Here is a 16,373-nt window from a genome sequence, read left to right on the forward strand (position 1 = left end):
TCACTCGATCACGCCGGCCAGCGCGAGCCCGATGACGATCGGTACCAGCACCACCAGCACGGCGAGGCAGCACAGCAGCCCGACGCCGACGGCGCGCCAGTTCGAGTAGGTGCGATCGCTCGCCTCGTACTCCGCGATGCGATCGCCCTGGAAGCGCTTCGCGATATGCGAGGCGGCGAACAGCTGCGGGATCGTGAAGACCATCGCCGGCACGTTTTCGGGCAGGACGTACACGAGTGCGAGCACGAGCGCGCACGCGATGGCGCCGTAGGTCAGTGCCTGGCGCGCACGCGCGTGATCGCCCAGCGCGCGGTAGTTGCGCGACATCAGCCAGCCGGTCGCCAGTGGCGTGCCCATGAACGTGCCCAGCACAATGCCCGATACCCGGTACAACCGGGCGCCTGCCGCGGGCACCGCGACTGCCACCGACGCCGTGGCCGGGCTGCGGTACGGATTCGTGTCTTCCATCGGATTCCCCATGCATGACCGCCCCCCGCGGCCGGATCCGAGCTTACCGCCAGCGTCACGCTGCTGACAGCACGCTGTCAGTCTGTCCCGTTCATGCTGGGCGTCCCAATCGAAGGAACCTCGCATGGACACGAAGACCAACGACATCGCCGCAGTGGCCAACCGCCTCGTCGAACTCTGCCGCACCGGCCAGTACGACCAGGCGCAGCAGGAGCTTTACGCCGAGCATGCCGTGAGCATCGAAGGCGCCGGGCAGGACGCGGACTCGATCACGCGCGGCATGGCGGCGATCCGCGAGAAGGGCAAGCAGTGGGCCGACAACCTCGTCGAGGTGCACGGCGGCAGCGTGAGCGATCCGGTCATCGCCGATGGCTGGTTCAGCGTCGCGATGGGACTGGACGCGACCTACAAGGACATGGGCCGCGTGGCGATGAAGGAAATCGCGGTGTACCAGGTGCGCGACGGCAAGATCACGCACGAACAGTTCTTCTACAACACCGACAAGTCGTAACGCAGCGGGCCGGGCCGATCGCCCCGCGGAGGTCGCCATGAACGCGAAGTCGTCCACGCCTCCCACGAACAACGGCTGGAAGACGTGCAGCCGCGGTCACAAGTACCGCGGCGCCGGGCCCTGCCCGATCTGCTGGCCCGGTGGCGCGAAAAGGCGCGCATCCAAAACGACGAAGCCCCGCTGAGCGGGGCTTCGTGGTGACACATCAGCGGTGTTGCCGCGTCAGTCGATGTCGAGGAACGAACGCAGCTGTTCCGAACGGCTCGGGTGACGCAGCTTGCGCAGCGCCTTGGCTTCGATCTGGCGGATGCGCTCACGCGTGACGTCGAACTGCTTGCCGACTTCTTCCAGCGTGTGGTCGGTGTTCATGTCGATGCCGAAGCGCATGCGCAGCACCTTGGCTTCGCGCGGCGTGAGGCCGGCGAGGACATCGCGCACGGTCTCGGTCAGGTTGATGTTGGTGGTCGCCTCGACCGGGGACTCGATGTTCGTGTCCTCGATGAAATCGCCCAGATGGGAATCCTCGTCGTCGCCGATCGGGGTTTCCATCGAGATCGGTTCCTTGGCGATCTTCATGACCTTCCGGATCTTGTCCTCCGGCATGTCCATTTCCTTCGCCAGCTCTTCCGGAGTCGCTTCGCGGCCGTACTGCTGCAGCATCTGGCGGCTGATGCGGTTGAGCTTGTTGATCGTCTCGATCATGTGCACCGGGATACGGATGGTGCGCGCCTGGTCGGCGATCGAACGGGTGATGGCCTGGCGGATCCACCACGTGGCGTAGGTCGAGAACTTGAAGCCGCGACGGAACTCGAACTTGTCCACGGCCTTCATCAGGCCGATGTTGCCTTCCTGGATCAGGTCGAGGAACTGCAGGCCGCGGTTGGTGTACTTCTTGGCGATGGAGATCACCAGGCGCAGGTTCGCCTCGACCATCTCCTTCTTCGCCTTGCGCGCCTTCGCCTCGCCGTAGGCCATCTGGCGGGAGATGTCCTTGATGTCGGCCAGCGTCAGGTAGGAGGACTTCTCGATCTCCATCGTCGCCTGCTGCTCGGCGATGATCTGGTCCTTCACCTCGCGAAGGCCCGACGACCACTTCTGCTTGCGCTTGAGCAGCTCGTCCACCCATTCCAGGTTGGTCTGGTTGCCTTCCCAGGCGCGGATGAAGTCCTTGCGCGGCATCTTCGCCACGCGCGTGGACAGGTCGAGGATGCGGCGCTCATGATCCTTGATGCCGTTGACGACTTCGCGCAGGCCACGGACCAGCACGTCGGTCAGCGGCAGCGGCAGCTTGAAGGTCACGAAGATGGCGGCCATGTCCTCGCGCAGCTTCAGCACCGACTTGTGCGCGGCGCCGTGCTTGGCGTAGGCCTTGAGGAACTTCTGGTAGTTGTCGGCCAGCGCTTCCATGCGTGCAGCGACTTCGACCGGATCCGGGCCGCTGACCACTTCCTCGGTTTCGCCTTCCGCGACTTCTTCTTCGTCCTCGTCGGACTCGGCGTCGCTGTCGGCAGCTTCGACCACCACCGGTGCCGGCGGCTCCGGCACTTCGTCCAGGTGGTCGTTGAAGCCGACGATGATCTCGGCCAGACGCTTCTTGCCGGCCTTGTGCTGTTCGTAGTCGTCCAGGATCGAGGCGATCGTCGCCGGGAATACGCCCAGCGAGGCCTGCACCTGGCCGAGGCCTTCCTCGATGCGCTTGGCGATGGCGATTTCGCCTTCGCGGGTGAGCAGCTCGACCGTGCCCATCTCGCGCATGTACATGCGCACCGGGTCGGTCGTGCGGCCACCTTCGCCGTCCAGCGCGGTCAGCGCGGCGGCGGCTTCTTCGGCGGCGGTGTCGTCGACTTCACGGTTGCCCGTGCCGCCGTCGGCGAGCAGCAGCGTTTCGGCATCGGGGGCCACTTCGTGGACCTCGATACCCATGCCGTTGATCATGCCGATGATGTCTTCGATCTGCTCGGCGTCGACAAGGTCGTCGGGCAGGTGGTCGTTGACCTCGGCATAGGTCAGGTAGCCCTGCTCCAGGCCCTTGCTGATCAACTGCTTGATATCGGAGGAGGGGGGCTGACGTTCGTTGGCCATGTGCTGCGCCACCGCGCTAATGGGAAGGGATGGGAACGTTCCAGTATATCAGGCCGGACCGGTCGGGTTGGCCTTCAGGACCGCAGGAGGAAGGTGACCGGGCCGTCGTTGACCAGGCTGATCACCATATGGGCACCGAACCGCCCCGTTTCCACCCCCCCGGAATGTTTTTGCCTGCAGATGCCGACCAGTCGGCTGAACAACGGTTCAGCCACCTCCGGCGCCGCGGCCGTGCTGAAGCCCGGGCGCATGCCGCTGCGGGTGTCCGCGGCCAGGGTGAACTGGCTGACCAGCAGCAGGCCACCGCCGGTGTCGGCCAGGCCCAGGTTCATTCGGCCACCCTCGTCGGCGAATACACGGTATCCGAGCAGGCGGTCGGCCATCCGCGCGATCTGGGCGTCGCCGTCGCCAGGCTCGACGCCCACCAGCGCGAGCAGGCCGGGGCCGATCGCCCCCACGACTTCGTCGTCCACCCGGACGCTGGCTTCGTTCACGCGCTGGATCAGGGCGAGCATGGGGTTCCGTGGCGGGTGGATGGAGCGCCGATGCTGTGGGCCGCGGCACTGCGGGGTCAACCGGCGCCGACGATGCCCCCGTTAGACTGAATGGATGAACCGTTTCGCCGCACGCCTGCTGTACTTCGTCGCCGCCCTGATCGGCCGCCTGCCCTGGCCGGTGCTGCTCCGCATGGGCGACGCGCTGGCGGCGTGGTGGCGCTGGCGCGACGTGCGCGAAAGTCGCGTCGCGCGGATCAACCTCGAACTCGCCTACCCCGACCTGCTCCCCGCCGAGCGCGAAACGCTGCACGCGGCGATCCTGCGCACGACCGCGCGACAGGTGCTGGAAACCATCCGCCTGTGGACCCGCCCGCACGCCGAGAACCTGCGACTGCTGCGCGAGCAGCACGGCACGGCGCTGATGGACGAAGCCATCGCCTCCGGCCGGGGCGTCATCATCGCCGCGCCCCACCACGGCAACTGGGAACTGCTGAACCAGTGGCTGGCGTGGCGCACGCCGCTGGCGATCCTCTACCGCCCGCCGGAGTCGGAAGTCGTCGAACACTTCCTCAACCTCGTGCGTGCCGACCATGAGCAGCCGGACGCAGGGGAGCGCGTCACGCAGGTCCGCGCCGAAGGCCCGGCGATCCGGCAGCTGTTCAAGCGCCTCAACGATGGCGGCGTCGTCGGCATCCTGCCCGACCAGCAGCCCAAGGCCGGCGACGGCGAGTTCGCGCCGTTCTTCGGCGTGCAGGCGCTGACGATGACGCTGCTGGGGCGGCTCGCCTCGCGCACCGGTGCCACCGTGCTGTTTGCCTGGTGCGAGCGCGTGGACACGCACGCCGGCCATCCGGGCTTCGCGCTGCATATCCAGCGCGCGCCGGCAGAAGTCTCGGATCCGGATCCGAAGATCGCCGTGGCCGCCCTCAACGCCGCGGTCGAGGCGATCGCCCGTCGCGATCCCGCGCAATACCAGTGGACCTACAAACGCTATACGCTCAGGCCGCCGGGTTCGGGGGAAGAGAACCCGTACTGGAACCGCTGACGGCACGCGCCGTCGCGAACGCGCAACGGAGCGACCCGATGGCCGACCACGACGAAGCCGCCGCGGCGGCCACACCGCCCGCCGACTGGCATCCCCTGCCCGGCCGCGCGCGGCTGCCGAGCATGCTCACGCCGATGCTGCCCTTCGCCATCCCGGGGCTGGTCGCGGGCTTCGTGCTGGCGGGCGTGTTCGACCTGTGGCTCGCGCCGCCCTTGCTCGCGCTGGTCGGACTGGCCACCGGAGCGTGGATTGGCCTGAAGCACTATCGAAGCACCTTCTGGCGGCTGGACGCCGACGGCCTGGCCGTGCGTCGCGGCCGGATGTGGCAGCGCGAAACCCGCGTGCCGGCCACGCGCGTGCAGCACCTCGACATCAAGCGCGGCCCGCTCCAGCGCCAGCGCAACCTCGCGACGCTGATCGTGCACACCGCCGGCACGCGCCACAGCGCGGTCACCGTGCCCCATCTGGATGCCGGCGACGCCGAGCGCCTGCGCGACCTGCTCGCTCGTCCCATCGAAGCGAACGATGCCGATGACGACGCCTGACGCGCCGTCGCCCGGCGCCGCCCCGGACGCGACGGCCGAGCGTCGCCTGCACCCGATGTCTTGGCTGTTCGTGCTGGTGCAGCAGCTGAAGCAGTTCGTGCTGCCGCTGGTTGCGCTGCTGGTGTTCGGGCGCGGCGACCGCAATGAGCTGTGGCCGTTGATCGGCGTCGCGGTGCTGGTCGTGCTCTCGCTGTGGCAGTACTTCACCTATCGCTATGGCGTGGCCGGCGACCGGCTGGTGGTCCGCAGCGGCCTGTTCGAACGCAGCCTGCGCGTGATTCCGTTCGCGCGCATCCACAACGTCGCGCTGCAGCAGTCGGCGTTGCACCGCGTGTTCGGCGTGGCCGAAGTGCGCCTGGAATCGGCCGGCGGCAGCAAGCCCGAAGCGCAGATGCGCGTGCTCAAGCTCGAAGACGCGCTCGCGCTGGAAGCGCTGGTGCGGCACCGCGGCGCGACGGCCATGGAGAGCTCCAGCGAACCCGAATCGACCACGCTGCTCGCGCTTCCCTTCGGCGAGATCGTGCGGCTCGGGCTGGTGTCGAACCGCGGGCTGGTCGTCGTCGCGGCAGCGTTCGCCGCCATCGTGCAGATCAGCCAGCGCGCGGTGATGGACACGTTCCGCTCGGTCGGCAAGTGGCTGTTCGGCTTCGCCGGCGAGCATCACTTCGGGCTGACACAGTACGTCGTGTCCGCGCTGGCGCTGGTGCTGTTCGCCATCCTCGTACTGCGCGGGTTCTCGATCCTGCTCGCTTTGCTGCAGTACCACGGTTTCCGCCTGAGCGAGATCGGCCGTCGGCTGACCGTCGAACGCGGCCTGCTGGCGCGCTGGCGCACCAGCGCCTCGCGCCGGCGCATCCAGGCCTGGACGCTGACTGAGGGCACGCTGCATCGCCTGTTGAAGCGCCGCAGCCTCGACGTCGACACCGCCGTCGCCGAGGAACACCAGCAGCAACGTGCGTTGCGCGAACTGGCGCCGATCGCGACGCCGGCCCACTGCGACGCGCTGATCGAACACCTGCTACCGCGCGCAGGCTGGACGCAGCTGGACTGGCGCGAGTTGCCCGCGTCGAACTGGTGGCGACTGGTGTTGCCGACGATTCCGGTCGTCATTGCGATCACCATCGCCGCGAGCTGGCGCTTTGGCGCATGGGGCCTGCTGGCGCTGGCGTGGCTGCCGTCGGCGGCGTTCGCCGCGCATCGTCGCGCGCGACGCATGGCGTACGCGGCCAATGCGGAGATCGTCGCCGTGCGCGAAGGCTGGTGGACGCGCCACTGGCGCTTCGCCGAACTGGACAAGCTGCAGGCGCTGCAGCTCACGCGTTCGCCGCTGGATCGCCGCTGCGGCACCGCGACCCTGCATCTGGACACCTCGGGCGCAGGCGCGCTGTCGCCGCCGCTGCGCATGCGCTTCCTGCCGCACGAGGACGCGCTGGCGCTCTACGCATCGCTGTCGCGGACGCTCGCGCGGCGGCCTCTGCGTTGGTGATCCGGCGCGCGTATCAGCCCGGCAACAGTTCGCGCATCGCGTTCCAGGAACGCCAGAAGCGGCGCCACGGGCGCGCCTTGCGGCGGCGTTGCGGGCGTAGCGTTCCGTCGATCAGCGCCTCGACGGCGTCGAGCACGCGATCGGACGCGCGCCCATCGCGCGAGGGATGGAGCGTGTCGGCATAGGCATTCGTTGCTTCGAGACGGGCTGCGGGCGACGACAGCGCCGTGCGCAACGCCGCGTCGATGTCGTCGGCGCTCGCGACGTCATGCATGAAAGGCTGTGGTTTGCGATGACGCACGGTCACCACGGGCTTGCCGAGCAGCGCCATTTCCTCCGCGACGGACGTCGTGTCGCACACCAGCGCATCGGCGGCGTGGAGCATGTCGATCAGGTGTTCGGAATCGAGGTACACCGCGTTCGGCCCGGCCAACCGGCGGTAACGTTCGATGCGCTCCGGCGGCGACATGGGGTGCAGCGTGAGCAGCCAGTAACGATCGCCGCGCGCAACGAGGCGCTCCATGTGTTCGAAGCACTCGCCGGAGCAACTGAGCGGATCGTTGAAGGTGGACGCGAACATCGCGACCGGCCGCCCTTCTGCGGCTTCGCGCAGCGCCAGCGCCGCGCCGGACATGCCGCCGAACAGCGGGTCCAGCTTCGGCCAGCCCGTCTCCACGACGAGGAAATCGCCGTGTCCGCGCGCCTGCGTCTGCATCGGGCCGGTCGTCGCCGGGCCGTGCGTGCAGTACAGGTCGAACAAGCCCTGCACCCGATGATGACCGTGCGCCGGATCGCGCTTGTGCAGGTTCAGCCCATGGAACAGCTGGACCTGCCAACCGGGAAAGAACGGAGGAATGCGATGCACCGTCGCGAACACGGCCTGCGGCGCGAACGCCTTCAGCGTGCGGCGGCTGGTCAGGCGTGGTTCGTCCGGCGCCAGGCGCGCGGCCATCGCGTCGCTGGCGACCCACGCCACGTCATGTCCACGCGCAAGCGCCTCCCGCGCGAGCGGGCGCAGGATCGGCAGGGAGTACGGCTCGGACGCCAGCAACACTAGGCGATGCGGCATCGTTCAGCCCAGGCCCCAGTAGCCCATGCGCTGGCGGATCTGCAACGCGCGTAGTCGCGCCGCGAGGGGCTTGGCCTTCAGGCGTCCCAGCTCGCCGCCGAGCAGCGCGTCGGTCGCGGCGATCACCCGTTCGGACGAACGCCCGTCGCGATACGGATGGATCGCATCGGCATAGTCCGCCAGTGCAGCCTTGAGCGCATCGTCCGGCGCGAAGGCGCGCGCGAGCATGTCCGGCAGCCGCGCGGCGTCGTCGAAATCGAGCATGTGCGGTTTCGGCGCGCGATTGCGGAACGTCACCACGGGCTTGCGCTGCACCACGAACTCCGACACCACCGACGTCGTGTCCGCGACGAGTACGTCCGCGGCGCGCTGGGCGGTGACGAGCTGTTCGGTCTCGAAGAACGTCGCGTTGGGACCGGCCAGCGCGCGGTAGCGTTCGAACAGCTCCGGCGCGCATTTCGGATGCAGCGTGAGCAGCCAGTAGCGGTCGCCGCGCGCGACTTCCGCCGCGATGCCGTCGAAAAGGTGCGGCGCCGCGCTCAGGCGCTCGGTGAAAGTGGAGGCGAACATCACCACCGGCCGGCTGCCGGCGGGGGCGCGCATCGCGGCGGCGGCGCCCGCGTCGTCGCGGAACAGCGGGTCCAGTTTCGGCCAGCCGGTTTCGACCACGGCGAAGTGGCCGGCCTGCGCGGCCAGTTCCCGGAACGGCGCGGTCGTCGCCGGCCCCTGTGTGCAGTACAGGTCGAACAGGCCGCGCACGCGGAAGTGGCCGCGTTCGTCGGAGCGCTTTTCGACGTTGAAGCCGTGGAACAGCTGGACCTTCGCGCCGGAAACGAACGTCGGCACCCAGTTGGCCGCGCTGAACACCGCACGCGGTTTCAGCGCGACGGCTTCGCGCAACCCCACCGTGCGCACCGGCGCCGGCAACCGCGCACCACTCGCGCCGTCGACGAACCACGCGTGCACGGCATGCCCCGCCGCGTCCAGCGCCTGCGCCAGCGGTTGCAGGATCGGCAGGGCGTAGCGCTCGGTGGCGAACAGCAGGTAATCGGCCATCAGCGGTCCGGTGGTGGAAGCGAAGGCGACGCCGGGCGTCGCCAGGCGATTATCGCGTCGGCCACGCCCGGCCGGCCACCGTGACGCACGCGCGGCTGCGCGGCGAATACCGCCTGCAGGCGCATGCGGAAGGCGCGATCGTTCTCGAGGAAGCGCGCACGCGCCGCTTCGCCGAGGCGCGCGCACGCCGCCTCGTCCATCGCCAGCACCTGCATCACGGCCGCTTCCACGGCCTCGACGTCGACGTGGTGGCGGACATCCAGGCCCAGGCGCTCGCCGGGCCTGCAGGGCAACAATAGCCCGCACTCCGGCCCGACCAGCTCGTTCATCGGCGCCGCATCGGTGGTGATCACCACCGCTTCCACGCTCATGGCCTCGGCGATGTAGTGGCCGTACCCCTCCGCTTCCGAAGGACACAGGTGGAACCGGTGCGCGTTCTGCAACCGGCGCAGCTCGTCGTCGTCGAGGTGGCCGACGCGGTGGTCGACATTCGCGGCCGACACGCGCAGGCGCGCCTTGCGCGCGCACTGGACGACCGTCAGGCGCGGCCATTCCGGGTGGCGGCGCCATGCTTCCAGCACGACCTGCGTGCCCTTGGCCGAACTGCGACCGGCCAGGTGGAAGAACGCCCGCTCGCGCGGCACGGCGCGATCGAGGCGATCGGCGCTGGTGAAGCCGGTATACGTCGTGGCGCAGCCCAGGCGCTGGAAGATCTCGACTGCGTGGCGGGACTTGCACAGCACCCGGTCGAAGCGCGGCAGCAGCGCGGTCCACGACGGCCGGAACCATTCGGGATTGGGCATCAGCAGGTTGCTGCGCGCCGTCGCGAGGACAGGTTCGTAGATGCGCTCCACGGACAGCTGCGCATCCACGGGCCCCGCCAGGCGCGTGGCCAGGCAGAGGCGCCACTGCGCCAGGCGGTTTCGCAGGCGGCTGTTACCGAGCCCCACCGTCGCGACCTCGTGGCCGTGGCGCAGGACATCGCCGATCAGACGCAGGTCGCGACTCAGGCCGGCGCCGTTGTCGCGGGTGATCACGCGCAGCTTCCCCAAGCTCGCCCCCCGGCTTCATCCCCGGGTCCATTCATCGGCAGCCCGGGGTCCATCCCCGGCCCCATTCTGCGTGGAACGCGCGGCCTTGCAAGCGACCTGCGACCGTCGCGAATCGGGACCGTGAAGGCGCTCACGACTTGTGGCGAGGGGTTGCCGGCTGCACGATGACGCCCACTGGAACCCGGACCGCCGCCATCAACGCTTCGCCCGCCCCCGCAGACGCACGCCATGACGCACCGGCGCTGTCGGCCTGCATCATCGCGTTCAACGAAGCCGACCGCATCGCCGACTGCATCGCCTCGCTCGCCTTCTGCGACGAGATCGTCGTGGTGGACTCGCATTCGACCGACGCGACGGCGCAGATCGCCGCCGACCTGGGTGCGCGCGTGATCCAGCGGCCGTTCGACGGTTTCCGCAGCCAGAAGCAGTTCGCCATCGAACAGGCCGCGCATGACTGGGTGCTGTGCCTGGATGCGGACGAACGCGTCGGCGATGCGCTGCGGACGTCGATCGAGGCCGAACGTGCGCGCGGTTTCGAAGGCGCCGCTGGTTACCGCTTCGCGCGACTGAGCGAGTATTTCGGCAAGTTCCTGCGCCACGGGAACGCGTATCCGGATCGCGTGCTACGCCTGTTCGACCGCCGCCGCGGCGGCTGGCGCGGTAAGCGGGAAGTGCACGAGGCGGCGAGCGTCGACGGCGCCGTGCGCACGTTGACCGGCGACCTCATCCATTACCCGTACCGCTCGCTGCAGGCGCAGCTGCAGAAAACGCAACGTTACGCGCGCATGATGGCCGAGCACGACTTCGCGCGCGGCAAGCGCGCGACGCTAGGCAAGCTGGTGCTGTCGCCGGCGTGGCGGTTCTGGCGCGGTTACCTGTTCCGCGGCGGCTTCCTCGACGGCTGGCACGGCCTGGTCTACGCCTACGTCCGCGCGAACTACGTGCGGCAGAAAACCATCATGTTGTGGCTGTTGCAGAACGGCCGCCCGATCACCGATCCAAGCCCATGAACACTTCACAGACTCCACGCGTCAGCGTCGTCATCTCCACCTACAACTGGCCGCAGGCACTGGAACTCGCGCTGGAAGCACTGTCGCGCCAGACGATGCTGCCGCACGAGGTGATCGTCGCCGACGACGGTTCGCGCGACGACACGCGCCAGATGCTCGAACGCCTCGCGCGCGACTACCCCGTGCCGCTGCGCCACAGTTGGATCGAGGACAAGGGTTTCCGCCTCGCGCTGGCGCGCAACCGCGCGATTGCCGCGACGACGGGCGATTACGTGCTGATCCTGGACGGCGACATGCTGCCGCATCCGAAGTTCGTCGAGGACCAGGTACGCGCCGCGGAGCGCGGCAGCTTCGTGCAGGGCATGCGCGTGCTCACCGACGAAACCGGGCGCGACCGGCTGCTCTCGCGCGAAGTGCGCCAGCTGGGTTTCTTTGACCGCGGACTGACGCGACGTCGTCACACGTTGCGCATTCCCGCGCTGGCCGCGCTGTCGCTGCGGGTGACGCGCAACCAGAAGACCAGTTCGATCAAGGGCTGCAGCCAGGCGTGGTGGCGCGACGACCTGATCGCGCTGAACGGCTTCGACGAGCGTTACGAAGGCTGGGGCCGCGAGGACAAGGACCTGGCCGTGCGGGCGTTCCACCACGGCCTGATGCGTCGGATGCTGCGCTTCGGCGGGCTGGCGACGCACCTGTACCACCGCGAACGCCACGAGGACGGCGCGAGTCCCAACGATCCGCTGCTCGCCGATACGAAGGCGACGAAGCGCGTGCGCAGCCCGCTGGGGCTGGACCGGCACCTGGAGGAGTTCGCGAACCAGCCGTTGCCCGACCTGCGCGAACAGGTGCGCGCCGGCTAACGGCAGCCCGTCGCGGCGTCACCCGGCACGAGCGTCCAGCCGCGCCGGTTCGCATTGCCCAGGTGCTGCGTGCGCGACGCGTCGATGCACGGCGCGAGCGCGACGTCCTGCACGAGCAGCCAGCGCGTCGTGGGCGCTTCGCGCTGCCAGCGCAGGCCACGCTGCATCTGCTCGTCGAAATCCACCTTGAAGCCGAATTCGGCGACGCGGCGATCGGCCATCAGCAGGTTCTGCTCGCGCCATGCGACCAGGCCGAGTTCGGCGTCCGGACCGATGCGCCTTCCGACGTCGGTCATCAGGCCACGCGCGGACGAGGAATCGTTGAGCAGCGGCGCGAGCATGAGGCCGAACGCCACCCACACGCCCGACAGCATCGCGACCGTCGCCGCGAACGGACGGCGGCGGCCGGCGAACAGCAGGCAAAGCACGCCCCACACGCCCACCGCGGTGATGCACATCGCCAGCGCGGTCGATTCGGCCTCCAGGCCACGCTCCTCGACGAAGCGGCGTTCGAAGCCCGGATCGCCGAGCCACATCGCCAGTCCGCCCAGCAGCATCGCGATCGAGAACACCGCCGTGAAGCCGAACGCGGCGCGACGCACACCCACCTTGCGCATCAGTCCCGGCAGCAGCGGACCAAGCGCCAGCGCCATCATCGGCAGCGCCGGCAGGATGTACATGTCGCGTTTGCCGGACGGAATGCTGAAGAACACGATCACCAGCGCCCACCACGCCAGCGGTAGCAGGTAGCGCGGATCGCGACGGCGCAGGCGGCGACGCCACGCGGGTATCGCCCACGGCAGCGCGAGCACCGTCGGCAGCCACATCGTCGCCATCACTTCGATGAAGTACCACAGCGGCTGGCCGTGGTCCCACGACGCGCCGTAACGCTTGGCGGTCTGGCGAAGGAGGATGTCGTCGACGTACGCGCGATATTCCGGGCCGGCGTGGCCGATCGCGGCGATCAGCATCGGCACCAGCCACACGCACGCGGCGAGCACGAATGCGAGCGGACCGAGCCAGAAGCGCGCATCGCGCACGTGGACCTTCACGTTCCAGCCGCGCAATGACGCAAAACCCGCCGGCACGAGCACCAGCAGCGCGAGGATGCCCACACCCTTGCTGATCACGCCCAGCGCCGCGGCGGCCCAGCCGAGCATCCACATCGGCCAGTTCGGCCCTTGATTGCGCGCGGTCTGCAGGACGTGCCGCAGCAGGCCGTAGTTGCCCAGCGTGATCCAGAACACGACCAGGGGATCGATCTGCGCCTTCTTCGCCTGCCAGGTGAACTGCAGCGCGAACAGCAGCGCATAGCCGGCATAGAGGCCGACGCGGCGCGTCCACAGCCGCTTGCCCAGGTCGACCACGCACCACAGCGTGCCCAGCGCGGCGAGCAGCGACGGCAGCAGGAAGGCGACGCGCCAGTTGCCGAAGATCGTGTAGGCGATCGCTTGCAGCCACATGAAGACCGGCGGCTTGTCCGAATACAGCTCGTGGCCGCGATGCGGGAACAGCCAGTCGCCGCTTTCGACCATCTGCTTCGCCACGAGGGTGAAGCGCGGTTCGTCAGCCGGCCACGGATCGCGCAGTCCCAATCCGGCGCCGAGCACGAGCAGGGCGATGATCCAGAACAGCCAGGTGTCGCGGGAGCGGGGGTCGGTCAGCGGGCGCGGGGTCGGCAGCATCCGCGGATGATATCCGCCGGATGTTGTCGGAACGTCGGAGCGTTCCGACGTGCCGGGTGGCGCGCTTACGCCGGGCGCTTGCGCAGCCGCGCGTAATAGAAGCCGTCGTAGCCGAGCTCGCCCGGCAGCCGCTGACGGCCCACGCCGGCCGCTCGGCCAAAGCGGTCGTCGAGCGGTTCGGCGACCGCGTTCGGCGTGCGCGAGAGGAACGCTTCGACCTGCGCTTCGTTCTCGGCCTTGAGGATCGAGCAGGTCGCGTACAGCAGCACGCCGCCGGGTGCGACCGTGGTCCACAGCGCATCGAGCAGGCGCGCCTGCGTCGCGGTGAGCGCGTCGAGATCGGACGCACGGCGATGCTGTAGCACATCCGGCTGGCGACGCACGATGCCGGTCGCCGAACACGGCGCATCGAGCAGCACCGCATCGAACGGCACGCCGTCCCACCATGCGGCGGTTTCGGCCGCATCGACCGCGGCGAGCTGGATGCTTCCGCCAAGCTTCAACCGCGTCAGGTTTTCCTGCACGCGGACGAGCCGCTGAGCGTCGATGTCGATGGCCGACAGGCGCAACGTCGCGTCGCGTTCGAGCAGGTGCGCGGCCTTGCCACCGGGCGCGACACAGGCGTCGAGCACGCGCGCGCCGGCGCCGGGCGACAGCGCCTCGACGACCAGCTGCGCGGAGGCATCCTGCACAGACACTTCGCCGTCGCTGAAGCCCGGCAACGCGGCGACTGCAACGGGCGAATCCAGACGCAAAGCGTCGGGCGCGTTGTCGTCGGGCTGCGCGGGAATGCCGGCGTCCTGCAGGCGCTGCAGGTACGCCGCGGGCGTGCCGCGGCGGCGGTTCACGCGCAGCCACATCGGCGGCTCGGACACGCTCGCGTCGAGGATCGCGGCTTCATCCTTCGGCCAGTCGGCGGCGATGCGTTCGCGCAGCCACGCCGGCCAGTGCGCGTGCGCGTCGCCGGCCGGAATGCCTTCGCGTTGCGCGCGACGAAGCAGCGCGTTGACCAGCCCGGCCTGGTGCGTGCGGCCGATCGCACGCGCAGCATCCACCGTGGACGCGAGGGCCGCATGCGCCGGCAGTTTCAGTGGATCGAGCTGCGCGAAGCCGGCGAACAGCAACGCCTTGAGTTCGCTATCGCGATAGCCCAGCGGCTTGCTCATCCACGCCGACAGCGCCGATTCGAAACGCGCCGGCTGGCGCAGCACGGCGAAGCAGATCGCTTCCACCAGCGCGCGATCGCGCGGGTCGGGCAACGTCGGCAGCGCCTGGGCAAGTTCGGCCTTGAGCGAGCGTCCGTGATGGAGCACCGCATCGAGCACGCGCGTGGCGATCACGCGAGGCTGCACGCCGGGCGACTGCATGCGATGGGGATGCTTCATCGGTACCTCAGCGGACCAGGTCGCGACGACCGTTAAGGTAATCGGCGGCGGTGATCGCCTTGCCGCCGTCGCGCTGCAGCACGCGGATGCGCAGCACGCCGACACCGCACGCGATATCGAGCCCGTCGCGCGATGCGCGCAGCAACTTGCCCGGCGCGGCATCGTGCGCTTCGTCCAGTGCGATGGCGCCGTGCAGGCGCAGGCGTTCGCCGGCGACACTGGCTTCGGCCATCGGCCACGGATTGAACGCGCGCACCTTGTCAGCCAGCGCGCGCGCCGGCTGCGACCAGTCCAGGCGCGCGTCGTTTTTGTCGAGCTTGTGCGCGTAGGTGACGCCTTCCTCCGGCTGCGGCTGCGGCACCGGATGGATGTCCGCCCGCAGCAGTCCGAGGCCGTCGGCCAGCACCTGAGCGCCGAGTGCCGAAAGGCGGTCGTGCAGCTGTCCGCCGGTCTCGTGCTCGCTGATGTCGATCGCCTGCGAGAGCAACACCGGCCCGGTGTCCAGGCCCTTCTCCATCTGCATCAGGCAGACACCGGTACGCGTGTCGCCGGCCTCGATCGCACGCTGGATCGGCGCGGCGCCGCGCCAGCGCGGCAGCAGCGAGGCGTGCACGTTCCAGCAGCCGTAAGTCGGGATATCGAGCACCGACTGCGGCAGGATCAGGCCGTAGGCGACGACGATCATCAAGTCCGGCTGCAGCGCGCGCAGCGCTTCCTTCGACGCGGCGGACTTGAAGTTCTCCGGCTGCATCACCGGGATGCCGCGCAACAACGCCTCGCGCTTGACCGGCGACGGCGTGAGTTCGCGTCCGCGCCCGGCCGGGCGGTCGGGCTGCGTGTAGACGGCGACGACCTCGCCCTTCTGCGCGGCGGCGCGCAGGCAGGGAACGGCGAAGTCGGGGGTTCCGGCGAAGACGAGTCTCATGGGCGCGGTGCGGTGTTCCGGGAGTTATGCGAACGCTGGAAACGAAGAACGCGGGTCGCCCCGCGTTCGTGTCGTGCATGGCGCCGGCATGCCGCCGGCGCATGGCTCCGTCAGGCGGCGGCCTGGCGGCGCTGCTTGGCGAGCTTCTTGCGGACCATCTCGCGCTTGAGCGGCGAGAGGTAATCGACGAAGAGCTTTCCGGCCAGGTGATCCATCTCGTGCTGGATGCACACGGCCAGCAGGCCGTCGACGTCCAGCTCGCACTCCTTGGCGGTGCGGTCGAGGTACTTCACGGTGATGCGGTCGGCGCGGGTGACGTCGGCGAAGATGCCGGGCACCGACAGGCAGCCTTCCTGGTACACCTGCTCGCCATCGCGCGCGACGATCTCCGGATTGATGAAGACCATCGGCTGGCTCTTCTCCTCACTCACGTCGATGACCATGAAACGCTGGTGCACGTCGACCTGGCTGGCGGCCAGCCCGATGCCCGGCGCTTCGTACATCGTCTCGAACATGTCGTCGATCAGCGACTGGAACTGCGCATCGGCGATGCGCGCGGGATCGACCGGCGTCGCAACGGTACGCAGGCGCGGATCGGGGAATTCGAGGATGGGAAGCAGGGCCATGGCGTCGAAATGGGGGCGTGTGTCACAACCGCAAGAAGTACCGTGATTGTAACCCCGTTACGGGCCTCCAA

At 69.0% G+C, this 16,373-nt stretch carries 16 protein-coding genes; 6 read left to right on the forward strand and 10 right to left on the reverse strand.

Annotated features, from left to right (window positions below; all coding sequences use genetic code 11):
• Nucleotides 1-468 carry a hypothetical protein gene (locus tag DX912_RS11460; RefSeq protein ID WP_115842654.1) on the reverse strand — a complete coding sequence of 156 codons (468 nt, stop codon included), beginning with the start codon at nt 466-468 and terminating at the stop codon, nt 1-3.
• Nucleotides 469-592: 124 nt separating this feature from the next.
• On the opposite strand from DX912_RS11460, the gene DX912_RS11465 reads away from it, so the two are divergent.
• Nucleotides 593-979, forward strand: a complete 387-nt coding sequence (locus tag DX912_RS11465; RefSeq protein ID WP_115842655.1) for a SnoaL-like domain-containing protein — start codon at nt 593-595, stop codon at nt 977-979.
• 222 nt (nt 980-1,201) lie between these two features.
• Here DX912_RS11465 and rpoD read toward each other — a convergent pair whose 3' ends face one another.
• Together rpoD and dtd are read right to left on the reverse strand one after the other, a co-directional pair.
• Nucleotides 1,202-3,061, reverse strand: coding sequence for an RNA polymerase sigma factor RpoD (gene rpoD, locus DX912_RS11470; protein WP_115842656.1), 1,860 nt, complete (start codon nt 3,059-3,061; stop codon nt 1,202-1,204).
• A 74-nt stretch (nt 3,062-3,135) separates the two neighbouring features.
• On the reverse strand, nt 3,136-3,576 hold the full coding sequence (gene dtd, locus DX912_RS11475) for a D-aminoacyl-tRNA deacylase (RefSeq protein WP_115842657.1): 441 nt from the start codon (nt 3,574-3,576) through the stop codon (nt 3,136-3,138).
• Nucleotides 3,577-3,670: 94 nt separating this feature from the next.
• On the opposite strand from dtd, the gene DX912_RS11480 reads away from it, so the two are divergent.
• Genes DX912_RS11480 through DX912_RS11490 form a run of 3 tightly spaced genes read left to right on the forward strand, consistent with a single transcriptional unit; the run spans nt 3,671 to nt 6,634 of the window.
• Nucleotides 3,671-4,603, forward strand: coding sequence for a lauroyl acyltransferase (locus tag DX912_RS11480; protein WP_115842658.1), 933 nt, complete (start codon nt 3,671-3,673; stop codon nt 4,601-4,603).
• Between the two features lie 38 nt (nt 4,604-4,641).
• The gene (locus DX912_RS11485; RefSeq protein WP_115842659.1) at nt 4,642-5,148 is read left to right on the forward strand and encodes a PH domain-containing protein; all 507 of its coding nucleotides are present in this window, start codon (nt 4,642-4,644) and stop codon (nt 5,146-5,148) included.
• On the forward strand, nt 5,135-6,634 hold the full coding sequence (locus tag DX912_RS11490) for a PH domain-containing protein (protein ID WP_115842660.1): 1,500 nt from the start codon (nt 5,135-5,137) through the stop codon (nt 6,632-6,634). Before DX912_RS11485 ends, DX912_RS11490 begins: the two co-directional genes overlap by 14 nt.
• A 13-nt stretch (nt 6,635-6,647) precedes the next feature.
• Here the strand turns inward: DX912_RS11490 and DX912_RS11495 are convergent, their stop codons facing one another.
• Genes DX912_RS11495 through DX912_RS11505 form a run of 3 tightly spaced genes read right to left on the reverse strand, consistent with a single transcriptional unit; the run spans nt 6,648 to nt 9,796 of the window.
• Complete coding sequence (locus DX912_RS11495; protein ID WP_147298639.1) at nt 6,648-7,703, reverse strand: CDP-glycerol glycerophosphotransferase; 1,056 nt, start codon at nt 7,701-7,703, stop codon at nt 6,648-6,650.
• A gap of 3 nt (nt 7,704-7,706) precedes the next feature.
• Nucleotides 7,707-8,762: a CDP-glycerol glycerophosphotransferase family protein gene (locus DX912_RS11500; RefSeq protein WP_181902818.1), complete on the reverse strand. Its 1,056-nt coding sequence runs from the start codon at nt 8,760-8,762 to the stop codon at nt 7,707-7,709.
• Nucleotides 8,759-9,796, reverse strand: a complete 1,038-nt coding sequence (locus tag DX912_RS11505; RefSeq protein ID WP_233433572.1) for a glycosyltransferase — start codon at nt 9,794-9,796, stop codon at nt 8,759-8,761. Before DX912_RS11505 ends, DX912_RS11500 begins: the two co-directional genes overlap by 4 nt.
• Before the next feature lie 179 nt (nt 9,797-9,975).
• Here DX912_RS11505 and DX912_RS11510 point away from each other — a divergent pair, with 179 nt between their 5' ends.
• Together DX912_RS11510 and DX912_RS11515 are read left to right on the forward strand one after the other, a co-directional pair.
• Nucleotides 9,976-10,821, forward strand: a complete 846-nt coding sequence (locus DX912_RS11510; protein WP_115842663.1) for a glycosyltransferase family 2 protein — start codon at nt 9,976-9,978, stop codon at nt 10,819-10,821.
• Complete coding sequence (locus DX912_RS11515; RefSeq protein WP_115842664.1) at nt 10,818-11,681, forward strand: glycosyltransferase family 2 protein; 864 nt, start codon at nt 10,818-10,820, stop codon at nt 11,679-11,681. The genes DX912_RS11510 and DX912_RS11515 overlap by 4 nt, the downstream gene beginning before the upstream one ends.
• Here the strand turns inward: DX912_RS11515 and DX912_RS11520 are convergent.
• From DX912_RS11520 to def, 4 genes are all read right to left on the reverse strand, one after another.
• Nucleotides 11,678-13,366 carry an ArnT family glycosyltransferase gene (locus DX912_RS11520; RefSeq protein ID WP_115842665.1) on the reverse strand — a complete coding sequence of 563 codons (1,689 nt, stop codon included), beginning with the start codon at nt 13,364-13,366 and terminating at the stop codon, nt 11,678-11,680. The two genes, DX912_RS11515 and DX912_RS11520, sit on opposite strands and share 4 nt — an antisense overlap.
• A gap of 65 nt (nt 13,367-13,431) precedes the next feature.
• Entirely contained in the window at nt 13,432-14,751 is a 1,320-nt protein-coding gene (rsmB, locus tag DX912_RS11525) for a 16S rRNA (cytosine(967)-C(5))-methyltransferase RsmB (RefSeq protein WP_233433573.1), read from the reverse strand.
• A gap of 7 nt (nt 14,752-14,758) precedes the next feature.
• Nucleotides 14,759-15,676: a methionyl-tRNA formyltransferase gene (gene fmt, locus DX912_RS11530; protein ID WP_115842667.1), complete on the reverse strand. Its 918-nt coding sequence runs from the start codon at nt 15,674-15,676 to the stop codon at nt 14,759-14,761.
• 110 nt (nt 15,677-15,786) lie between these two features.
• Nucleotides 15,787-16,302, reverse strand: coding sequence for a peptide deformylase (gene def / locus DX912_RS11535; RefSeq protein ID WP_115842668.1), 516 nt, complete (start codon nt 16,300-16,302; stop codon nt 15,787-15,789).
• Nucleotides 16,303-16,373: the final 71 nt, after the last annotated feature.

Origin of the sequence: Lysobacter soli (genome assembly GCF_003382285.1) — a bacterium.
GTDB lineage: Bacteria > Pseudomonadota > Gammaproteobacteria > Xanthomonadales > Xanthomonadaceae > Lysobacter_J > Lysobacter_J soli.